Below are 15,860 nucleotides of genomic sequence, written 5' to 3' on the forward strand. Positions count from 1 at the left end.
AAGCTAAAAGACCGAAGTCTTCCGCATCCGCTATCAAGCGCCCACACTTATCGGTTGTTTGTTTGTTAAAGAACTGGTCGCGGCTTGCTTTGCTTGCCGCGTCGCCGCTTTGTCTGCAGCAGAGAAACGAGATTATGAAGAACTTTCTACGTTTCGTCAAACACTTTTAATCATTTGCTGCTTCGGCAAGCTTCGCGATTTCTGCTCTGCCCGCCCTTGCTGCTAACCCCGCAACCCTTGCTCCGCCTGCTTTGCAGCGCGCTGTTCGTGTTGCGAGGGGGCGAATACTAAAGGGTCCGCACCAAACTGACAAGCCCTTTTCCGGAAATATTATGAGAGGCTTTTCAATCACCTCTTGCAGCGCACTTCCAGGAACGCATGGGAGCAAAATAAGACCCGCGGCGCGACAATCGTGCGCATGGCACGGACGAAAAAAATGGCCTGGAGCGCTTAACGCTTCAGGCCATTTTTTGTGCTTCTTTTTGTGTTTCTTTTACTGCTCGAAATAAGTGGTGCGGCTGGCAGGATTCGAACCCACGACCCCTTGGTTCGTAGCCAAGTACTCTATCCAACTGAGCTACAGCCGCACGCGAAGACGGCATTCTAGCGTAGTGACGGAAAAATGCAAGCCCCCCCCCTTTTTGCCCCCTGCCCTGGCTACCAGCGATAGCGCGCGCCCAGCGTGCCCCCGGGATTGCGCCCGGCTTTCAGCTTGACCCAAAGCTTGACGCCCCCGTTGGTGCTGCCGTGCGCGCCAAGGTTGACTGAGAGTAGACCACGCAGCATGTCGGGATCGATGCGGGTGCCGTTGATATTGATCACCTGCTTGCGGTCCTGCCAGAGATCCGCCTCGACAAAGGGGTAGATCCCGCCGACGCCGGTCAGCCGGGTTGGTTGCGTCCGGTAGACCCGCACCACCACCTCCGCGGCGCTTGCGTCCGCTGGCTGTCCGACGAGGAAGCCGGTTGCGCTCTTATCAAGGCCGGGCTGGTAGGCGAGTTGCAAGCGCGGCTGTATCGTCAGGCCGCCGCTGCGCGGCAATACGGTATCCAGCGCGAGCGCCATGCTTTGCATCCGGCCGCCAACGAAGCCGGTGGCCGAAGTGGCATCATCCAGGCGCAGAGAAAGCTCGGCGTGCCGCCGCCGACTGGCGGGTTCGGCATAGACCGGATCGCGCAAGGCCGCCGACAGCCCGGGGGCGTCGTTGTCCGCGCTGGGCGGAGCCGATGCAGGTGAAGTACCGCCGCCCCAGGAGGACCACTTGCCGATCGACGCGATCAGCGGCGCCTGGACGTCACCACCGCCAGGCACCACCGCCGGTGGCAGTGACGGGGCCTCGCCGGCCATTTGGGCAAAGGAATCGGGTTCGAGCTGGTCCCAGCCTAAACCGGCGATGCTGCCGGAGGGACGCTCTTCGGCCTGCACCAGGGAGGTCACCAGCATCGCAAGGATCGAGCAGCAACACAGCCGGCAAGGATTGCGATGAGCGGCGTATGCGCAAAGCCCAGTCCCTGCAGTGCCTGCACCGCCTTGCGTCGCACTCGCAGATGACACGCCCCTGGCCATGACTGCAACCCCTGGCTGAAATGAACCATGTCGACTCTGCTTGAGCATAGGTCAAACAAAGCGCAAGCGTTAGGGGCCGGGCGCGCCTTGCGTGGGGCACCGCACAGGGCTGCCTGGCGGGCGACCGGAACGTGCCGGCGGCTGCCACATTACTATGCAAACCGGGGACGCTCCGCTAGGATCGCGGCTGGCCGCCGGGACGGAAGACGAAAGCCCGGCGAGCCAGCCGTAGCAGAACAAGAAGAAGCAAAACCACGGAACAGCGGAAGATCCTGATGACCAACGACCCCATTGACAGGCCTGGCAACCCTGCCGAGCCAGATGCTTCAAAGATGAAACAGAATGGCGCCACCGGCAAGCTGCCGATCGCCCCGGTGCACAACGTGCTGCGCGATACCCGAGAGCTGCTCGGCAGCAGCGGCGAGCTCGAGGCCGGACGCGGCATGATCACCGCCATCCTGGCGCTGGCTCTGGGCGGGCTGAGCCTGCTGGGCGTGATCGCCTTCCATTTCCCGCAATACCTGACCACGCCCGAGCTGCGCCACAAGTATTCGGTCGACGTGTTGCGCCATGTCCTGTTTGCCGCGCTGCTGGTGTCCGGCGGCATGTCGCTGAGCAACCTGGTGCTGGGCCGCAAGCGCAGCCTGAACGCCGCGGCATTCGCACTGGTAGCACTGGCGGTGGCGTTGGGTGGCTCGCGCGTAGCCGTGGGCGACTTCCCCGATCACACGCCGTACATCGGCCTGGACTGGTTCATCCTCGACCTGCTCGGCTCGACGCTGATCTTCGTGGTGATCGAAAAGATGTTCCCGCTCTATCGCGGGCAGGCTGTGTTCCGCCGCGAATGGCAGACCGACCTGGTGCACTTCGCGGTCAACCACTTCATCGTTGGCCTGATCCTGCTGACGGTCAACTTCCTGATCTTCCGCTTGTTCGGTTGGCTGGTGCGCGACAGCGTGCACGAATTCGTGGGTGGCATTCCCTTCGTGCTGCAACTGCTGCTGTGCATTCTCGCGGCCGATCTGGCGCAGTACTGGACCCACCGCGCGTATCACGAGGTGCCCTTCCTGTGGAAATTCCACGCCGTGCATCACAGCACCAAGACCATGGACTGGCTCGCCGGTTCGCGCCAGCACATGCTGGAGCTGGTGTTCACGCGGGTGCTGGTATTGGCGCCGCTCTATGTGCTGGGCTTCAACAAGGGCGTCATCGACGCGTACATCATCATCGTCGGCTTCCAGGCGGTGTTCAACCATGCCAATGTCCACCTGCCGTGGGGCCCGCTGCGCTACCTGGTGGTCACGCCGGATTTCCATCACTGGCACCATGCATCGGATGACGAGGCGATCGACAAGAACTACTCGGCGCACTACGCCTTTCTGGACTACCTGTTCGGCACGGCCGTGAAATCCGGCAAGCGTTTCCCCGAGAAATACGGCGTGGTCGGCGACTACATGCCGGACGGCTTTGTGCGCCAGCAGCTCTTCCCCTTCCGGCCGATGCCGCCGGCGCGCAGGGACGACGAGGCATGAGTCAGGTCCGCCTGCTGGCAAGCGCCGTGCTGTCGGGGCTTGCACTAAGCGGCTGCGCGACGCAATGGGGCAGCCCCCGGATGATCTGATCTTGGCGCGGCGCAGGGCTCGGGCCTGCCGATGCGTTTCCAGCAGATGAGCCTTGAGGTAGCGGGGGTCGACGTACGCCCGCTCGAGATCGAATCCCTGCGGGTTGGCGATATCCTGCTGTCGGCTGCACAGTCCCTCAATTCCTCGGCGATTCGCCTGGCGACGTTTTCGCAGGTCAGCCACTCGGCCGTCTACATCGGCGATGGCAACGTGGTGGAGGCCGTGGGTTCGGGCGTTCGCGTCTATCCGGTGCGCCAGGCGTTGAGCGAGGGCGACATCATCGTGGCGTACCGCCACCCGGGGCTCGACGATGACATGCGCCTGAAATTGCAGGCCTTCGCCATGGCGCAGGTGGGCCAGCCGTATAACCACCTCGGCATCGCCATGCATGCGCCGTTCTCGCTCGAGCGGCGCCTGTGCGAACTGCCGGGCGTGCCCGGCGTGGTCCGCAACGCCTGCATGCGCAGCTTCAGCGCCATCCAGATGGCGCCCAATGAGCTCGACGCGCGCAACAGTTTCTTCTGCTCGCAACTGGTGCTGGCGTACTACCGCGCGGCCGGCCTGCCACTGACCGGCGCGGCGGACGATGCCGTATCGCCCGCCGACCTGCTGCATATGCGGGAAGGCGACGTGCCTTCGTTCCGGGTCACGCGCAAGCTGGCTTATGTGGGGCGGCTGTCACCGACGGCCGTGCTGTCGGCGCAAGGCACGCCAGCAAGCCAATCCGGTGCGGATGGCGGCGGGGATACATGGAATATGCAGCCTTGGGCGGCGGGACCCTGAGAGGGCCCTCCCAGGGCCATGCGCCGCGCCATCGCCTGATGCGAGAGCCGCGGCACAACAGTAACGCCGCAAAAAGAAAAAGGCCGCTGCTTTAAAGCAACGGCCTTTTTCATCGAGTCTTGGTGCCCAGAAGAGGACTCGAACCTCCACAGTGTTGCCACCGCTAGGACCTGAACCTAGTGCGTCTACCAATTTCGCCATCTGGGCTTCATTTCGCTACATTGCCGCTACATTTCTGCAGCGCTGCGAAGAACGACATTATGCAGACTACTGAATCTGCTGTCAACATCCGCCCTGATATTTCCTGCGCGCCGGCTCCAGCACTGCGATCACGGCTGGAAACTGGCGTGCCCGGGCCGGCCTTCCAGGTGCAAGGTAGCCGTGGCGGGACGCGTGCTCGCCACTACTTTGCCGGCCCGCAGCACCAGCAGGCGGGTGGCGCGCAGGCGGATCGCCTCGACCGCATCGCGCGCCTGCAGCAGCACCAGGTCGGCGCGACAGCCCGGCGCGATGCCATAGCCTTCCAGGCCGAGGATGCGCGCCGGTGTTTCAGTGACGGCGGCGAAACACGCGCGCATGGCTTCCTGCCCGGTCATCTGTGCCACGTGCAACCCCATATGCGCTACCTCCAGCATGTCGCCGGAACCCAGGCTGTACCACGGGTCCATCACGCAATCGTGGCCGAACGCCACCGGCACGCCGGCGGCCAGCAACTCCGGCACGCGGGTCATGCCGCGCCGCTTCGGATAGCTGTCGTGCCGGCCCTGCAGCGTGATGTTGATCAGCGGGTTGGCGATAGCCGCCACGCCCGACTCCCGAATCAGCGGAATCAGCTTGGAGACGTAGTAGTTGTCCATCGAATGCATCGAGGTCAGGTGCGAGCCCGTCACCCTGCCCTGCAAGCCAAGGCGCACGGCCTGGCAGGCCAGCGTCTCGATATGGCGCGACATCGGGTCGTCGCTCTCATCGCAATGCATGTCGACCCGCAAGCCCCGCTCGCAGGCCAGTTCGCACAGGATGCGCACGGATTCGGCGCCATCGGCCATGGTCCGCTCGAAATGCGGGATGCCGCCCACCACATCAACGCCCATGCCGAGCGCCCGCTTGAGATTATCGAGCGCGCCCGGCGCGCGCAGCACGCCGTCCTGCGGAAAGGCCACCAGCTGCAGGTCAAGGTAAGGCCGGACCTTCTCGCGTACGTGCAGCAGCGCCTCGGTGGCAAGCAGGCGCGGGTCGCACACATCCACGTGCGATCGGATCGCCAGCAGGCCCTTGGCCACCGCCCAGTCGCAATAGGCCAGCGCGCGCTCGACGATGGCGTCCTGCGTCAGCAGGGGCTTGAGCTCGCCCCATAGCGCGATGCCTTCGAGCAAGGTGCCGGACTGGTTGATGCGCGGCAGGCCGTAGGACAGCGTCGAGTCCATATGAAAATGCGCATCGACAAAGGGCGGCGTCACCAGTTGCCCCGCGGCATCGACCTCGGCAGCGGCAGGCGCCTTGAGCGCCGGCTCCACCGCCTTGATGCGATCGCCCAGGATGCCGATGTCGATGCCGGTGCGGCCGTCGGGGAGCGTGCAGTTGCGTAGGATCAGGTCGAGCATGGTACGGGCCTTGTCATTCTTATTGGTTGCCTGGAATCAGCGCTCACCCTTGCGATAGGGCTTCATCAGCGCCTGCGGGTAGGCGGCGCGGCGCGCAACAAGCACCAGCGCGAGGATCGACAGCGCATACGGCAGCATCAGGTAAAGCTGGTAAGGCAGCGGTGGCAAGCCGGGCAGGCTCGCGCCGCTTTGTTGCAAGCGCAACTGCAGCGCGTCGAAGGCGGCGAACAGCAGAGCGCCGGCCAGCGCGCGGCCCGGGCGCCACGAAGCAAACACCACCAGCGCCACGCAGATCCAGCCCCGGCCGTTGATCATATTAAAGAAGAATGCGTTGAACGCGGACAACGTCAGGAACGCGCCGCCCACCGCCATCAGGGCGGAGCCGGCCATGATCGCACCGAGGCGCATCGCGCCCACGCGAATCCCCTGTCCCTCCGCCGCGGCGGGATTCTCGCCGACCATGCGCACGGCCAGCCCGAGCGGGGTCCGGTAGAGCAGCCAGGCCACCGATGGCACCAGCCCCAGCGCCAGCAGCGTCAGCGGAGTCTCTTCGCCGAAGACTGGCCCCAGCACACGGCCGATCAGCGGGATCTCGGCGATCCAGTGCATCGGGGCAAATGGCGTGATGGTGGGCGGCGTGGACACCGACGCAAAGCCGAGCCGGTAGCCGTAGTAGGACAGGCTGGTGGCCAGCATGGTCACGCCCAGTCCTGCCACATGCTGGGACAGCGCCAGGCTCACGGTCAGCCAGCCATGCAGCAGCCCGAAGGCCAGCCCGACGCCGGCTGCCACAGCCACCCCGCCCCACAGCGGCGCACCGTGATAGACCGCCAGCCAGCCACCGAAGGCGCCGGCCACCATGATGCCTTCGATGCCAAGGTTGAGCACGCCGGCACGCTCGCACAGCAGCACGCCCAGCGTGCCGAAGATCAGCGGCGTGGCCACGCGCAGCACCGCGATCCAGAATGGCGCCGAGGCCAGGATATCGAGCAGTTCCATCAGGCCACCTTGCCCGGGGCACCGAAGCGGATGCGGTAGCGCGTCAGCATGGTCGCCACCAGCATGGCGAGCAGCGCCACGGCCACGATCACGTCGGCAATGCTGTTGGGCACGCCCACCGCGCGGCTCATGCCATCCGCCCCCACCAGCACCCCGGCCACGAACACCGACGCCGCCACCACGCCAAGCGGATGCAGCCCGGCCAGCATGGCGATGACCACGCCCGCATACCCATAGCCGGGAGAAATATCGAGCGTAAGGTAGCTGGTACGCCCCGCCACCTCCACCACCCCCGCCAGCCCTGCGAGTCCCCCGGACAGCAACGCGGCCCACATCGTCACCCTGCGCACCGGCATGCCGGCAAAGGCCGCGGCCCGTGCATTGGCGCCTACCGCGCGCATCTGCAGGCCAAACACCGTGAAGCGGTTGACCGCCCACAAGATCACGGCCAGTGCGCAAGCCAGCAACAAGCCGCTGTGCACGCGCGAGCGCTCCATCAGCTTGGCCAGCTCCAGCTCCGGCACCAGCGCCACCGATTGCGGCCAGCCCATCGCGGTGGCGTCCTTCATCGGGCCATCGAGCATCATCGAGACAAACAGCAGCACGATGAAGTTGGCCAGCAAGGTCGTGACCACCTCATCCACGCCAAGCCGGGTCTTGAGCCACGCGGCCCCAAGCAACAACATGGCACCGGCCAGCATGCCGGCCATCACCATCATGACAAAGAGCAAGCCCATGGGCAGTTGCTGCGCCCAGGGCGCAACCGCGCCATCGACCTGGCCGCCAACCGCTACCGCGGCCAACGCGCCGAGGTAGAGCTGCCCTTCCGCGCCGATATTGAACAGCCGCGCACGAAATGCCACTGCCACCGACAAACCTGTCAGGATCAGCGGCGTGGCGCGCGTGAGCGTTTCCGACCAGGCAAAGCGCGAGCCAAAGCCGCCCTCCAGGAGCAGCGCGTACGCACGCCCCACCGGTGCGCCGGCCCAGCGCACCAGCAAGGCACAGACCAGCAGCGTGGCCATGATGGCGACGATGGGCGCGGCCAGCATGGCCACGCGCGAAACGCCGGTTCGGGCTTCAAGCCGCATGGAGCACCTCCCCCTTGCCCGCCTCGGCGTGCCGGCCGCCGCCCGAGCCGGCCATGGCCAGGCCGAGCTCGCCCAACGTCCACGCCGTCGTCGGCCGGGCTTCGGTCAGGTGTCCGGCATGCATCACGGCGATGCGGTCGGCCAGCGCATGGAGCTCATCCAGGTCCTCGGAGATCAGCAGTACGGCTGCGCCTTCGCGCGCAGCCTCGAGCAGGCGGGCGCGCACATAGGCCACCGCGCCGATATCGAGTCCCCAGGTCGGCTGGCTGGCCACCACCAGCGTTGGCGCGCGGCCCTCGCCGCGCACCGAGAGCGCCCGGCCCAGGATCAGCTTTTGCATATTGCCGCCCGACATGGTCCGTGCCGGCACCTCGATACCGGCGGTGCGCACATCGAAACGCGCGACCAGCTCCCGCGCGAACCGCTGCGCGGCGGCCCGCCGGATGACACCCCAGCGCGAAAAGCGCGGCTCGCCGAGTTGTTCGCTCGCGGCGTTCTCCCACACCGCAAGATCGCCCACGACGCCTACCGCATGGCGATCCTCGGGCACGCGCGCCACGCCCGCGCCAATCCATGCGCGGGGCCGTGCCGGCATTGGCTTGCCATCCAGCATGACGTGGCCCTCGGTAGCCGCCAGCGTGCCACTGGCCAGCTCGGCCAGCGCGGCTTGCCCGTTGCCGGACACGCCGGCAATGCCGACGATTTCGCCAGCGCCTACCTGCAGGCTGACTTCGCGCAGCAGTGTCCGCCCATCCGCGGCGCGCGCGCCAACCTTCTCCAGCGCGAACACGGCGGGCGCTGCGTTGCCAATTGCGCCATCCCCGGCATCCGGCCGCGCCGCGCGCTCCGGCATGGCCACCACGCGGCCTACCATCAGCTCTGCCAGTTCCGCTTTGGTGGTCTGCGCCGCGACGCACTGTGCCACCAGCTTGCCGCCGCGCAATACGGCGATACGGTCCGATACGCGCAGCACCTCGTCGAGCTTATGGCTGATAAAGATGACCGACAGCCCTTCGGCGATCAACTGCGCCAGCGTGGCGAACAGCGTTTCGGCCTCGTGGGGCGTCAAGACGGCAGTCGGCTCATCGAGAATCAGCACGCGGGCGCCGCGATAGAGCGCCTTGACGATCTCCACGCGCTGCCGCTCCCCCACCGACAGCTCGCCCACCCTGGCCTGGGGGCGCACCGCCAGGCCAAAGCGCTCGGCCAGCGCCAGCACCTTGTCGCGCGCAGCGCGCCGCTCCAGGCGCCATTGCCACAGCGGCTGGGTGCCGAGCATGATGTTGTCGAGCACGGAGAGATTGTCGGCCAGCGTGAAATGCTGGTGCACCATGCCGATGCCGGCGGCCAGCGCCGCGCGCGGCTGGCCGGGCGGCAACGGCTGGCCGTCCACCTCCACCGTGCCGGCGTCGGCCACGTAGTGCCCGAACAGGATGCTGACCAGCGTACTCTTGCCGGCGCCGTTCTCGCCCAGCAAGGCCAGCACCTCCCCGCGCCGCAACGTCAGCGAGATATCGTCGTTGGCCACAAGCTGGCCGAAGCGCTTGGTGATGCCGGCGAGGCGCAGGATGGGGGTTGGCATGGTTGGCTGGCGATGGCGTTCTAGAGGATCTACAGTTTGCTCCCCTCGCCCAAACGTGGGAGAGGGGAGCAAACGCAGCCGGGCACTTCAAGTGGCTTTGGCCACCTTACTGCGACGACTTTGGCTCAGTTTCGACCACCTTGACCGCGAACTTGCCGTCCAGGATCGCCTTCTCTTTCGCCTTGACCTTGGTCATCACGTCGCCCGGCACCTTGCCTTCAAACGTGCCCAGCGGCGCCAGCTCCGCGCCCTTGAATTTCATCAGCGAATAAGGGCCGTAGTCCTCGCTCTTGAACTGGCCGGCCTTGACCTTGCCGAGCGCGGCGCCCACGGTGGGTTCCATATTCCACAGCGCAGAGGCCACCACGGTGGCGGGATACTGCGGCTGCGTGTTGATGACATTGCCGATCGCCAGCTTGCCCTTTTCCTTCGCGGCGTCGGAGACACCAAAGCGCTCCGCGTAGAGCACGTCGGCACCCTTGTCGATCATGGCGAAGGCCGCTTCCTTGGCCTTGGGCGGATCGAACCACGAGCCGATAAAGCTGACCGTGAACCTGACCTTGGGATTGACCTCGCGCGCGCCTTCCATGAAGGCGTGCATCAGCCGGTTGACCTCGGGGATGGCGTAGCCGCCCACCATGCCGATATGGTTGGTCTTGGTCATGCCGCCGGCAATCATGCCGGTGAGGTAGGACGGCTCCTGGATGTAGTTGTCGAACACCGAGAAGTTAGGCGCCTGCGGCTTGCCGGAGGAACCCATCAGGAAGGCGGTCTTGGGGTAGTCCTTGGCCACCTTGCGCGCAGCCGCCTCGACGGCGAACGATTCGCCCAGGATCAGCGACGAGCCCTGTTCCGCGTACTGGCGCAGCACGCGCTCATAGTCGGCATTGGACACGCTTTCCGAGAACACATAGTCGATCTCGCCGCGCGCCTTGGCCTCGTTGAGCGCCTTGTGAATGCGCGACACCCATTGCTGCTCGACGGGCACGGTGTACACCGCCGCCACCTTCAGCTTGGCTTGGGCCTGCACCGGCGCAGCGGCGCCGAGTGCGGCCACGCTGGCGGCGGCCGCCGCGAATTTCAACCAGGACCTGCGCTTACCCTCAAAACTCATGGCTCTCTCCCCTTGTTGACGATAACTCCACGGCCAGGCCGCCCGGTTCCAGCCCGCAGCCGCGCAGCAGAAGCCGCACCAGGTGGTCGGTGGCCTGTTCATAATCGCGCTGGCCCAGGTGGCTTACCCCCAGCACGGCGCACACTTGCGACTCAAAATCGGCATAGGTCTGGGTGGCGGCCCAGATCGTGAAAAACAGGTGTTGGGGATCCACGCTGGCCATCTCGCCGCGCGCGATCCATTCCCGGATCACGCCAGCCTTGCGCGCCACCAGCGCGCGCAGCGCGCCGCTGAGCACGTCGCGGATCTCCGGCGCGCCGTGCAGCAGCTCGTTGGCAAATACGCGCGAGGCATCCGGATGGCTGGCCGACAGCCGCATCTTGGCGCGGATGTACTGCTCCAGCGCCACCTGGGGCCGCTGCTCCGCGCCGATGATGTCGGTCTCCGACAGCCACAGCGCGAGCGTATGCGCCAGCACGGCCCGATATAAAGCCTGCTTGGTGCGAAAGTAATAATGCAGGTTGGATTTCGGCACGCCGGCACGCGTGGCGATCTCGTTCATGGTCGCGCCGGCAAACCCGGCCCGCGCGAACACGTATTCGGCCGCGCGCAGGATCAGCGCCTCGTTCTCCTGGCGGATGCGCCCCCCCGCCAGCTCCCGCGGCGGCGGAAAGCATGGCGGCGGCGCCGTGGCCGGCGCTCCCATTACTTGGTGCCGTAGAGGCGGTCGCCGGCGTCGCCCAGGCCGGGCACGATGTAGCCGTGCTCGTTGAGTTCCTCGTCAATGGCCGCGGTGACGATGGCCACGTCTGGATGCGCCGCCTGCAAGGCCATCAAGCCCTGCCGCGAGGCGATCAGGCACACGTACTTTAGCGTGCTCACGCCGGCTTCCTTCAAGCGGTTGAGCGCGGCGATGGCGGAGTTGCCGGTGGCCAGCATGGGATCGACCACGATCACCAGCCGCTCGTGGATGTCTTCCGGGATCTTGAAGTAGTACTCGATCGGCTCCAGCGTTTCCGGGTCGCGATACAAGCCGATATGCCCGACCCGCGCAGCGGGCAGCAACTCCAGCATGCCATCCAGGAAGCCGTTGCCGGCCCGCAGGATCGACACCAGGCACAGCTTCTTGCCCGACAGCACAGGCGACTGCATGGGCGCGATCGGGGTCTTGATGGCGATGGTCTCCATCGCCAGGTCGCGGGTCGCCTCGTAGGTCAGCAACTGGCTGATCTCGCGCACCAGCCGGCGGAAATTGTCGGTGGTGGTGTCTTCGCTGCGGACCAGCGTGACCTTGTGCTGCACCAGCGGATGATCCACCACCATCACGGACGCGGTGACAGGCGGTACGGCGGAGAGGTCAGTCATGATGCGCTCCTGGAGGGCGGTAGCGGATAGGTCTGTCTTGCTCTTGCTGTTTGCTGCTGCGCGGCACGGGTCTGGCAAACCCGCTAGAACACCGTGCCGTCGCTGTTGATGGCGAAAGGCGGTGGGCCACCGGGCCTGCGCTTGGCGGCAATGCGCCGCCCCGCGGCCCAGGTGCCGCCTTCAAGCACGCGCGCCAGCGGGAACGACTCCGCCGACAGCCCGAGCGCCTCGCGCACCGACGCGGCCACGAGATCGAGCCCCGTCACCGTGAGCGCACGCCACTCCACGATGACCGGCTCATCCACCGTGTGCGCCACGGCAGCAAAGCCAGGGTCGCGCGGCACCATCAGCTCGAAATCGAACAGCAGCCCGCCATTGCGGTATTCGGGCAAGCCCGTCAGGACCTCCAGCCCGGTCACGGTCAGGCCGGCATCTTCCAGCGGCTCCAGCAGCGAGTAGGTGAGCCACTGGGTCAGCTTGTGAAACGGCACCAGGCCATCGGTGCAGGCCGGATGGTGCCAGCAGTCGCCCAGCGACACGCCTTCCAGGCTGACGCGCCCAGGCCATACCGGCCCCAGCGCCACCAGCAGCGTGGTGAGCACGAAGCCGGCCTCGACCTGCCCAAAGCTGGCATGCGCCTTGAGGTAGTCGAACAGGTTGCCCAGCCGTGCCGGCGAGCCGAAGACCGCTGGCGTGGCTTGCGCCACCTCGCCGAGACGGCGCAGGAGCCCGGCGCGCCCATCCAGGCCCACCAGCGGGTTGTGCTGGGCCACCTGGAAGGCAGTCGCGATAGAGGACGCATCGATACGCATCAGGCGCTCGGCATCGGAGCGCAGCGGCTGACCCGGCTGGGCGGAAAAACCGCCGCGCGCGAACAGGTCGAAACTGGCCACGCCAAGCCCTTCGGAGCGCGTCAGCGACAAGTCGCTGGCGGGATCGCGATAGCGCCAGTCCGGGCCAGCGCCGGCATCCAGCAACACGCTGGGGATCACCAGGTCGATGCCGATGCGAGCGCGTTCCTCGCGGTCGGCCTCGCCGGAGAGCCCGCCGCGTTCGCACAGGATCTGCCAGCGGTCCAGCTTCTCGCCGGGGCCACCGCTCTCGAAATGGCGCCAACGGCTGTGGTACGGCACGTTGAGGTCGGGGTAGCGGTGGCGGATGGTGGTCGCCACGTAATCGGCCACGGCCGGGATCCGCTCCGGATGCCAGGTAAACAGCTCGGACGCGCCCGTTGCCACATGATCCGTCACGGCGGCGCAACGGGTGCGCACCGCTTGACCGGTCAGCAAGGCCGCAGCCGGATGGCCCGGCGGCACAGGGCTGGCCCAGCCGCCGGGGTCGTCCGCGCCACTGGTGAAGGGATTCGCGGCGCCGTGGGCGCCACCCGCCTCGGGTATCTCGTTCATTCGTGCAGTCCTCTACCCTTGGCCAGCGCGAGTTCTTCCGCGTCGGGCGGGGTATAGCTCGTGAAGTAGCCAGCCGCCACCTTGGCGTCGATTTCCACGCGGGCATCGGCCGGGATCAGTGCATCGGGAATTGCAACTTGCTCGACCACCTCGATACCCTGAGCGGTCAGCGCCCCATGCTTCATATTGCTCATCGAAGCCCAGCGGTCGATACGCTTGATGCCGAGCCAGTGGAACACATCGGGCATGAGCTCCTGGAAGCGCATGTCCTGCACGCCGGCGATACATTCCGTGCGCGCGAAATAAGTCTCGGCCCGGTCGCCGCCAACCTGGCGCTTGCGGGCGTTATAGACCAGGAACTTGGTCACCTCGCCAAGCGCCCGGCCTTCCTTCCGGTTATAGACCACCAGCCCGACACCGCCCTGCTGCGCCATCTCGATGCACACCTCGATGCCGTGGGCCAGGTACGGCCGGCAGGTACAGATATCGGAGCCGAACACGTCCGAGCCGTTGCACTCGTCGTGCACGCGGCAGGCCACCTTGGTCTCGGGCTTGCCGAGCTGGCTGACGTCGCCGAAGAAGTACAGGGTCATGCCACCGATCGGCGGCAAGAACACTTTCAGGTCGGGCCTGGTGACCAGTTCCGGGAACATGCCGCTGGTCTGCTCGAACAGGCTGCGGCGCAGCATGCTCTCCTTGATCTCGAAGCGGTGCGCCAGCCCCGGCAGGTACCAGACCGGATCGATCGCCGCCTTGGTGACGCGCACATCGCCATTGGCATGGAGGATCTCACCGTCGGGCGTGAGGCGGCCAGCCGCAATGGCGCCCATCAGTTCCGGCATATTGATGTGGGCGCGCGTAATCGCGATCGAGGGGCGGATATCGATGCCCGCGGCGATCCGGTCGCCAAAGGCGCTGGAAACGAGATGGCCCCAGGGATCCATCGAGACAATCTTGTCCGGGTCGCTCCACTGCGGGTGGGGCCCGATGACCTCGGCCGGCGAGGTATCGGTGAGATCCGCGCGATGGTCTCGCTGCAGCTTGCCGGAGGCCACTGCCAGCGCGCGGTAAACCGCGTAAGCGCCGGAGTGGGTGCCGATCACATTGCGCTGAGCCGGATTGGTCAGGCTTGCGATCACGGGACCACGCTCCGCTGCCGTGGCGGCCCCCCAGTGGATGGGCTCGGCCGGCTTGTCACGGCGCGCGTGCGAGGTCAGGACGATATGATCGGACATGGCAGCCTCGGAACGAGAATCCTGACCAAACGGTCAGGTTTACGATTCCATAGTAGGCAACCTTCGTGCCATATCCCAATGCTCGTTTTCACCTTGTGTTGCACGCCGCACGATGCCACGCCGCACCGTACGTGTGCGCACCCGCCATCGCAAACGGCGGATCATGGTGCATAGGCACCATGTAAAGGCGGCACCGGGCCGCTGGGGCCGGGTGCCGCTGGGATGTGCCTTCGGATAAACCGGAAGCGCTTTCGGGGGCGTTTGAGGCTTTCGTGCGCTCAGGTCGGCCGTTACTGCCCCGCCTGCTGCCGCTGGACCGGTTCGGGGGCGGCGGGCCACAGCGCCAGGCGCAATGCGCGCAACGGCGCACCGCTCTCCACGTAGCGATGGAACAAAGCCCCGGCGGCGTTGCTAAGCAACCAGGCCGCCACCATGCCGAGCGCATTGAGGACTGGCTGGTGCGCAGCCAGGTGGAAAACCACGGCATTCACCACCAGGCATACCGGGAAATGCACCAGGAACACCGAGTAAGAAATACGCCCGAAAAATGCCAGCCCCTGGCCCTGCGGCCAGCTCTCCAGCCAGCCGCCGCGCCGCGCCGCGCCGAGCAGCAGGGCAACCGCCAGCGCCACTGCGATGCGCAACCGGAAATCCACGACCAACGCTGCCAGCACCACGGCGCACAACACCAGCAATGCCACCGGCGAACGCTCAGGCTCGGATGCCCAGAACGCCAGCGTGCCCATGCCGTAGGCGCCGAAGAAGTAAATCGCCCAGATATCCCAAGCGGCATCGCGGTTGAACCAGAACAGCGAAGCCAACGCCAGCCCGGCTACCACCAACGTGCCCAGCGGGCTGCCGCCCACGCCGAGCCATTGCGCGCAGCGCCGGGCCACCCACAACGCCACGATCAGCAAGGCAAACAATTGCAGGTCGATCGCCACATACCAGACGCCGGCAGACAAGGCATCGAAGTCCAGCACGTTGTGCAGCAGCAGCACATGCGCCAGGAACTGGTGCAGGCCGGGGGTGCCGGGAATGGAGTCGTGATGCATCCAGGTCCGCGCGATGGCAGCGCCGGCAATGGCAATCAGGATGGCCGCGGTATAGGGCACCACCAGCTTTTGGTAGCGGCGCCAGATCGCCTGCAAGGGGTGCGGCACCATCAAATGCCCACCGGGCGCCAGGCTGCGCGCCGCCAGGAAGCCACTGATGACGAGGAACGCCTGCACGGCGATGCGCGCGTACTGCGAAAACCAGTCGAGCAGGTCGGGCGCCAGCACGTGGGCCGCATCGGACATGGGGCCGTAGAAGGCAAGATGGTGCAGCACGATCAGCTGTGAACTGATCGCCTTGAGAGCGTCAATGCACGCCATGCGCGAAGGACGGGGGCTCATTTGTTATAGGAATGCTACAAAGCTCAACTTTAGACATTCAGGCCCGCTCAACGAGCGGGTTGGAAACGGATTCAAGAAATCGAAAAATGCTTGACATGG

At 65.9% G+C, this 15,860-nt stretch carries 13 protein-coding genes and 2 tRNA genes; 2 read left to right on the top strand and 13 right to left on the bottom strand.

Features of this window, described 5'->3' with window-relative positions; all coding sequences use genetic code 11:
• Positions 1-510: 510 nt before the first annotated feature.
• Positions 511-587 (bottom strand) — tRNA-Arg (locus ACGLHR_RS45915).
• 70 nt (positions 588-657) lie between these two features.
• Entirely contained in the window at positions 658-1,443 is a 786-nt protein-coding gene (locus tag ACGLHR_RS45920) for a hypothetical protein (RefSeq protein ID WP_400102452.1), read from the bottom strand.
• Positions 1,444-1,898: 455 nt separating this feature from the next.
• Here ACGLHR_RS45920 and ACGLHR_RS45925 point away from each other — a divergent pair, with 455 nt between their 5' ends.
• Positions 1,899-3,098, top strand: coding sequence for a sterol desaturase family protein (locus ACGLHR_RS45925; RefSeq protein WP_400102453.1), 1,200 nt, complete (start codon positions 1,899-1,901; stop codon positions 3,096-3,098).
• Between the two features lie 120 nt (positions 3,099-3,218).
• Complete coding sequence (locus ACGLHR_RS45930; RefSeq protein ID WP_400102454.1) at positions 3,219-3,971, top strand: YiiX/YebB-like N1pC/P60 family cysteine hydrolase; 753 nt, start codon at positions 3,219-3,221, stop codon at positions 3,969-3,971.
• Positions 3,972-4,091: 120 nt separating this feature from the next.
• Here the strand turns inward: ACGLHR_RS45930 and ACGLHR_RS45935 are convergent.
• From ACGLHR_RS45935 to ACGLHR_RS45985, 11 genes are all read right to left on the bottom strand, one after another.
• A tRNA-Leu gene (locus ACGLHR_RS45935) sits at positions 4,092-4,178 on the bottom strand.
• Positions 4,179-4,300: 122 nt separating this feature from the next.
• A complete protein-coding gene (locus ACGLHR_RS45940; protein ID WP_400102455.1) occupies positions 4,301-5,572 on the bottom strand; it encodes an amidohydrolase family protein in 1,272 nt (423 codons plus the stop codon).
• Between the two features lie 36 nt (positions 5,573-5,608).
• The gene (locus ACGLHR_RS45945) at positions 5,609-6,571 is read right to left on the bottom strand and encodes an ABC transporter permease (protein WP_400102456.1); all 963 of its coding nucleotides are present in this window, start codon (positions 6,569-6,571) and stop codon (positions 5,609-5,611) included.
• Positions 6,571-7,662, bottom strand: a complete 1,092-nt coding sequence (locus ACGLHR_RS45950) for an ABC transporter permease (RefSeq protein WP_400102457.1) — start codon at positions 7,660-7,662, stop codon at positions 6,571-6,573. Before ACGLHR_RS45950 ends, ACGLHR_RS45945 begins: the two co-directional genes overlap by 1 nt.
• Positions 7,652-9,244 (bottom strand): ABC transporter ATP-binding protein, encoded by a 1,593-nt coding sequence (locus ACGLHR_RS45955; RefSeq protein WP_400102458.1) that lies wholly within the window; start codon positions 9,242-9,244, stop codon positions 7,652-7,654. Before ACGLHR_RS45955 ends, ACGLHR_RS45950 begins: the two co-directional genes overlap by 11 nt.
• A 106-nt stretch (positions 9,245-9,350) precedes the next feature.
• Positions 9,351-10,358 (bottom strand): BMP family protein, encoded by a 1,008-nt coding sequence (locus tag ACGLHR_RS45960; protein ID WP_400102459.1) that lies wholly within the window; start codon positions 10,356-10,358, stop codon positions 9,351-9,353.
• Positions 10,348-11,064, bottom strand: coding sequence for a TetR/AcrR family transcriptional regulator (locus tag ACGLHR_RS45965; protein WP_318231045.1), 717 nt, complete (start codon positions 11,062-11,064; stop codon positions 10,348-10,350). The genes ACGLHR_RS45960 and ACGLHR_RS45965 overlap by 11 nt, the downstream gene beginning before the upstream one ends.
• The gene (gene upp / locus ACGLHR_RS45970) at positions 11,064-11,723 is read right to left on the bottom strand and encodes a uracil phosphoribosyltransferase (RefSeq protein ID WP_318231044.1); all 660 of its coding nucleotides are present in this window, start codon (positions 11,721-11,723) and stop codon (positions 11,064-11,066) included. The genes ACGLHR_RS45965 and upp overlap by 1 nt, the downstream gene beginning before the upstream one ends.
• Positions 11,724-11,806: 83 nt before the next feature.
• Positions 11,807-13,129 (bottom strand): URC4/urg3 family protein, encoded by a 1,323-nt coding sequence (locus tag ACGLHR_RS45975; protein ID WP_400102460.1) that lies wholly within the window; start codon positions 13,127-13,129, stop codon positions 11,807-11,809.
• Positions 13,126-14,364: a GTP cyclohydrolase II gene (locus tag ACGLHR_RS45980; RefSeq protein WP_318231042.1), complete on the bottom strand. Its 1,239-nt coding sequence runs from the start codon at positions 14,362-14,364 to the stop codon at positions 13,126-13,128. Before ACGLHR_RS45980 ends, ACGLHR_RS45975 begins: the two co-directional genes overlap by 4 nt.
• Positions 14,365-14,654: 290 nt before the next feature.
• The gene (locus ACGLHR_RS45985) at positions 14,655-15,761 is read right to left on the bottom strand and encodes an acyltransferase family protein (RefSeq protein WP_400102461.1); all 1,107 of its coding nucleotides are present in this window, start codon (positions 15,759-15,761) and stop codon (positions 14,655-14,657) included.
• Between the last annotated feature and the right edge of the window lie 99 nt (positions 15,762-15,860).

Source organism: Cupriavidus sp. CuC1 (assembly GCF_044627735.1).
GTDB classification, from domain to species: domain Bacteria; phylum Pseudomonadota; class Gammaproteobacteria; order Burkholderiales; family Burkholderiaceae; genus Cupriavidus; species Cupriavidus ulmosensis.

Coding starts and splice junctions, on each gene's coding strand:
- ACGLHR_RS45985 (WP_400102461.1), bottom strand. CDS start 15,761: ATGAGCCCCCGTCCTTCGCGCATGGCGTGCATTGACGCTCTCAAGGCG.
- ACGLHR_RS45930 (WP_400102454.1), top strand. CDS start 3,219: ATGCGTTTCCAGCAGATGAGCCTTGAGGTAGCGGGGGTCGACGTACGC.
- ACGLHR_RS45965 (WP_318231045.1), bottom strand. CDS start 11,064: ATGGGAGCGCCGGCCACGGCGCCGCCGCCATGCTTTCCGCCGCCGCGG.
- ACGLHR_RS45945 (WP_400102456.1), bottom strand. CDS start 6,571: ATGGAACTGCTCGATATCCTGGCCTCGGCGCCATTCTGGATCGCGGTG.
- ACGLHR_RS45950 (WP_400102457.1), bottom strand. CDS start 7,662: ATGCGGCTTGAAGCCCGAACCGGCGTTTCGCGCGTGGCCATGCTGGCC.
- ACGLHR_RS45925 (WP_400102453.1), top strand. CDS start 1,899: ATGAAACAGAATGGCGCCACCGGCAAGCTGCCGATCGCCCCGGTGCAC.
- ACGLHR_RS45940 (WP_400102455.1), bottom strand. CDS start 5,572: ATGCTCGACCTGATCCTACGCAACTGCACGCTCCCCGACGGCCGCACC.
- ACGLHR_RS45980 (WP_318231042.1), bottom strand. CDS start 14,364: ATGTCCGATCATATCGTCCTGACCTCGCACGCGCGCCGTGACAAGCCG.
- ACGLHR_RS45960 (WP_400102459.1), bottom strand. CDS start 10,358: ATGAGTTTTGAGGGTAAGCGCAGGTCCTGGTTGAAATTCGCGGCGGCC.
- ACGLHR_RS45955 (WP_400102458.1), bottom strand. CDS start 9,244: ATGCCAACCCCCATCCTGCGCCTCGCCGGCATCACCAAGCGCTTCGGC.
- ACGLHR_RS45920 (WP_400102452.1), bottom strand. CDS start 1,443: ATGCTGGTGACCTCCCTGGTGCAGGCCGAAGAGCGTCCCTCCGGCAGC.
- ACGLHR_RS45975 (WP_400102460.1), bottom strand. CDS start 13,129: ATGAACGAGATACCCGAGGCGGGTGGCGCCCACGGCGCCGCGAATCCC.
- upp (WP_318231044.1), bottom strand. CDS start 11,723: ATGACTGACCTCTCCGCCGTACCGCCTGTCACCGCGTCCGTGATGGTG.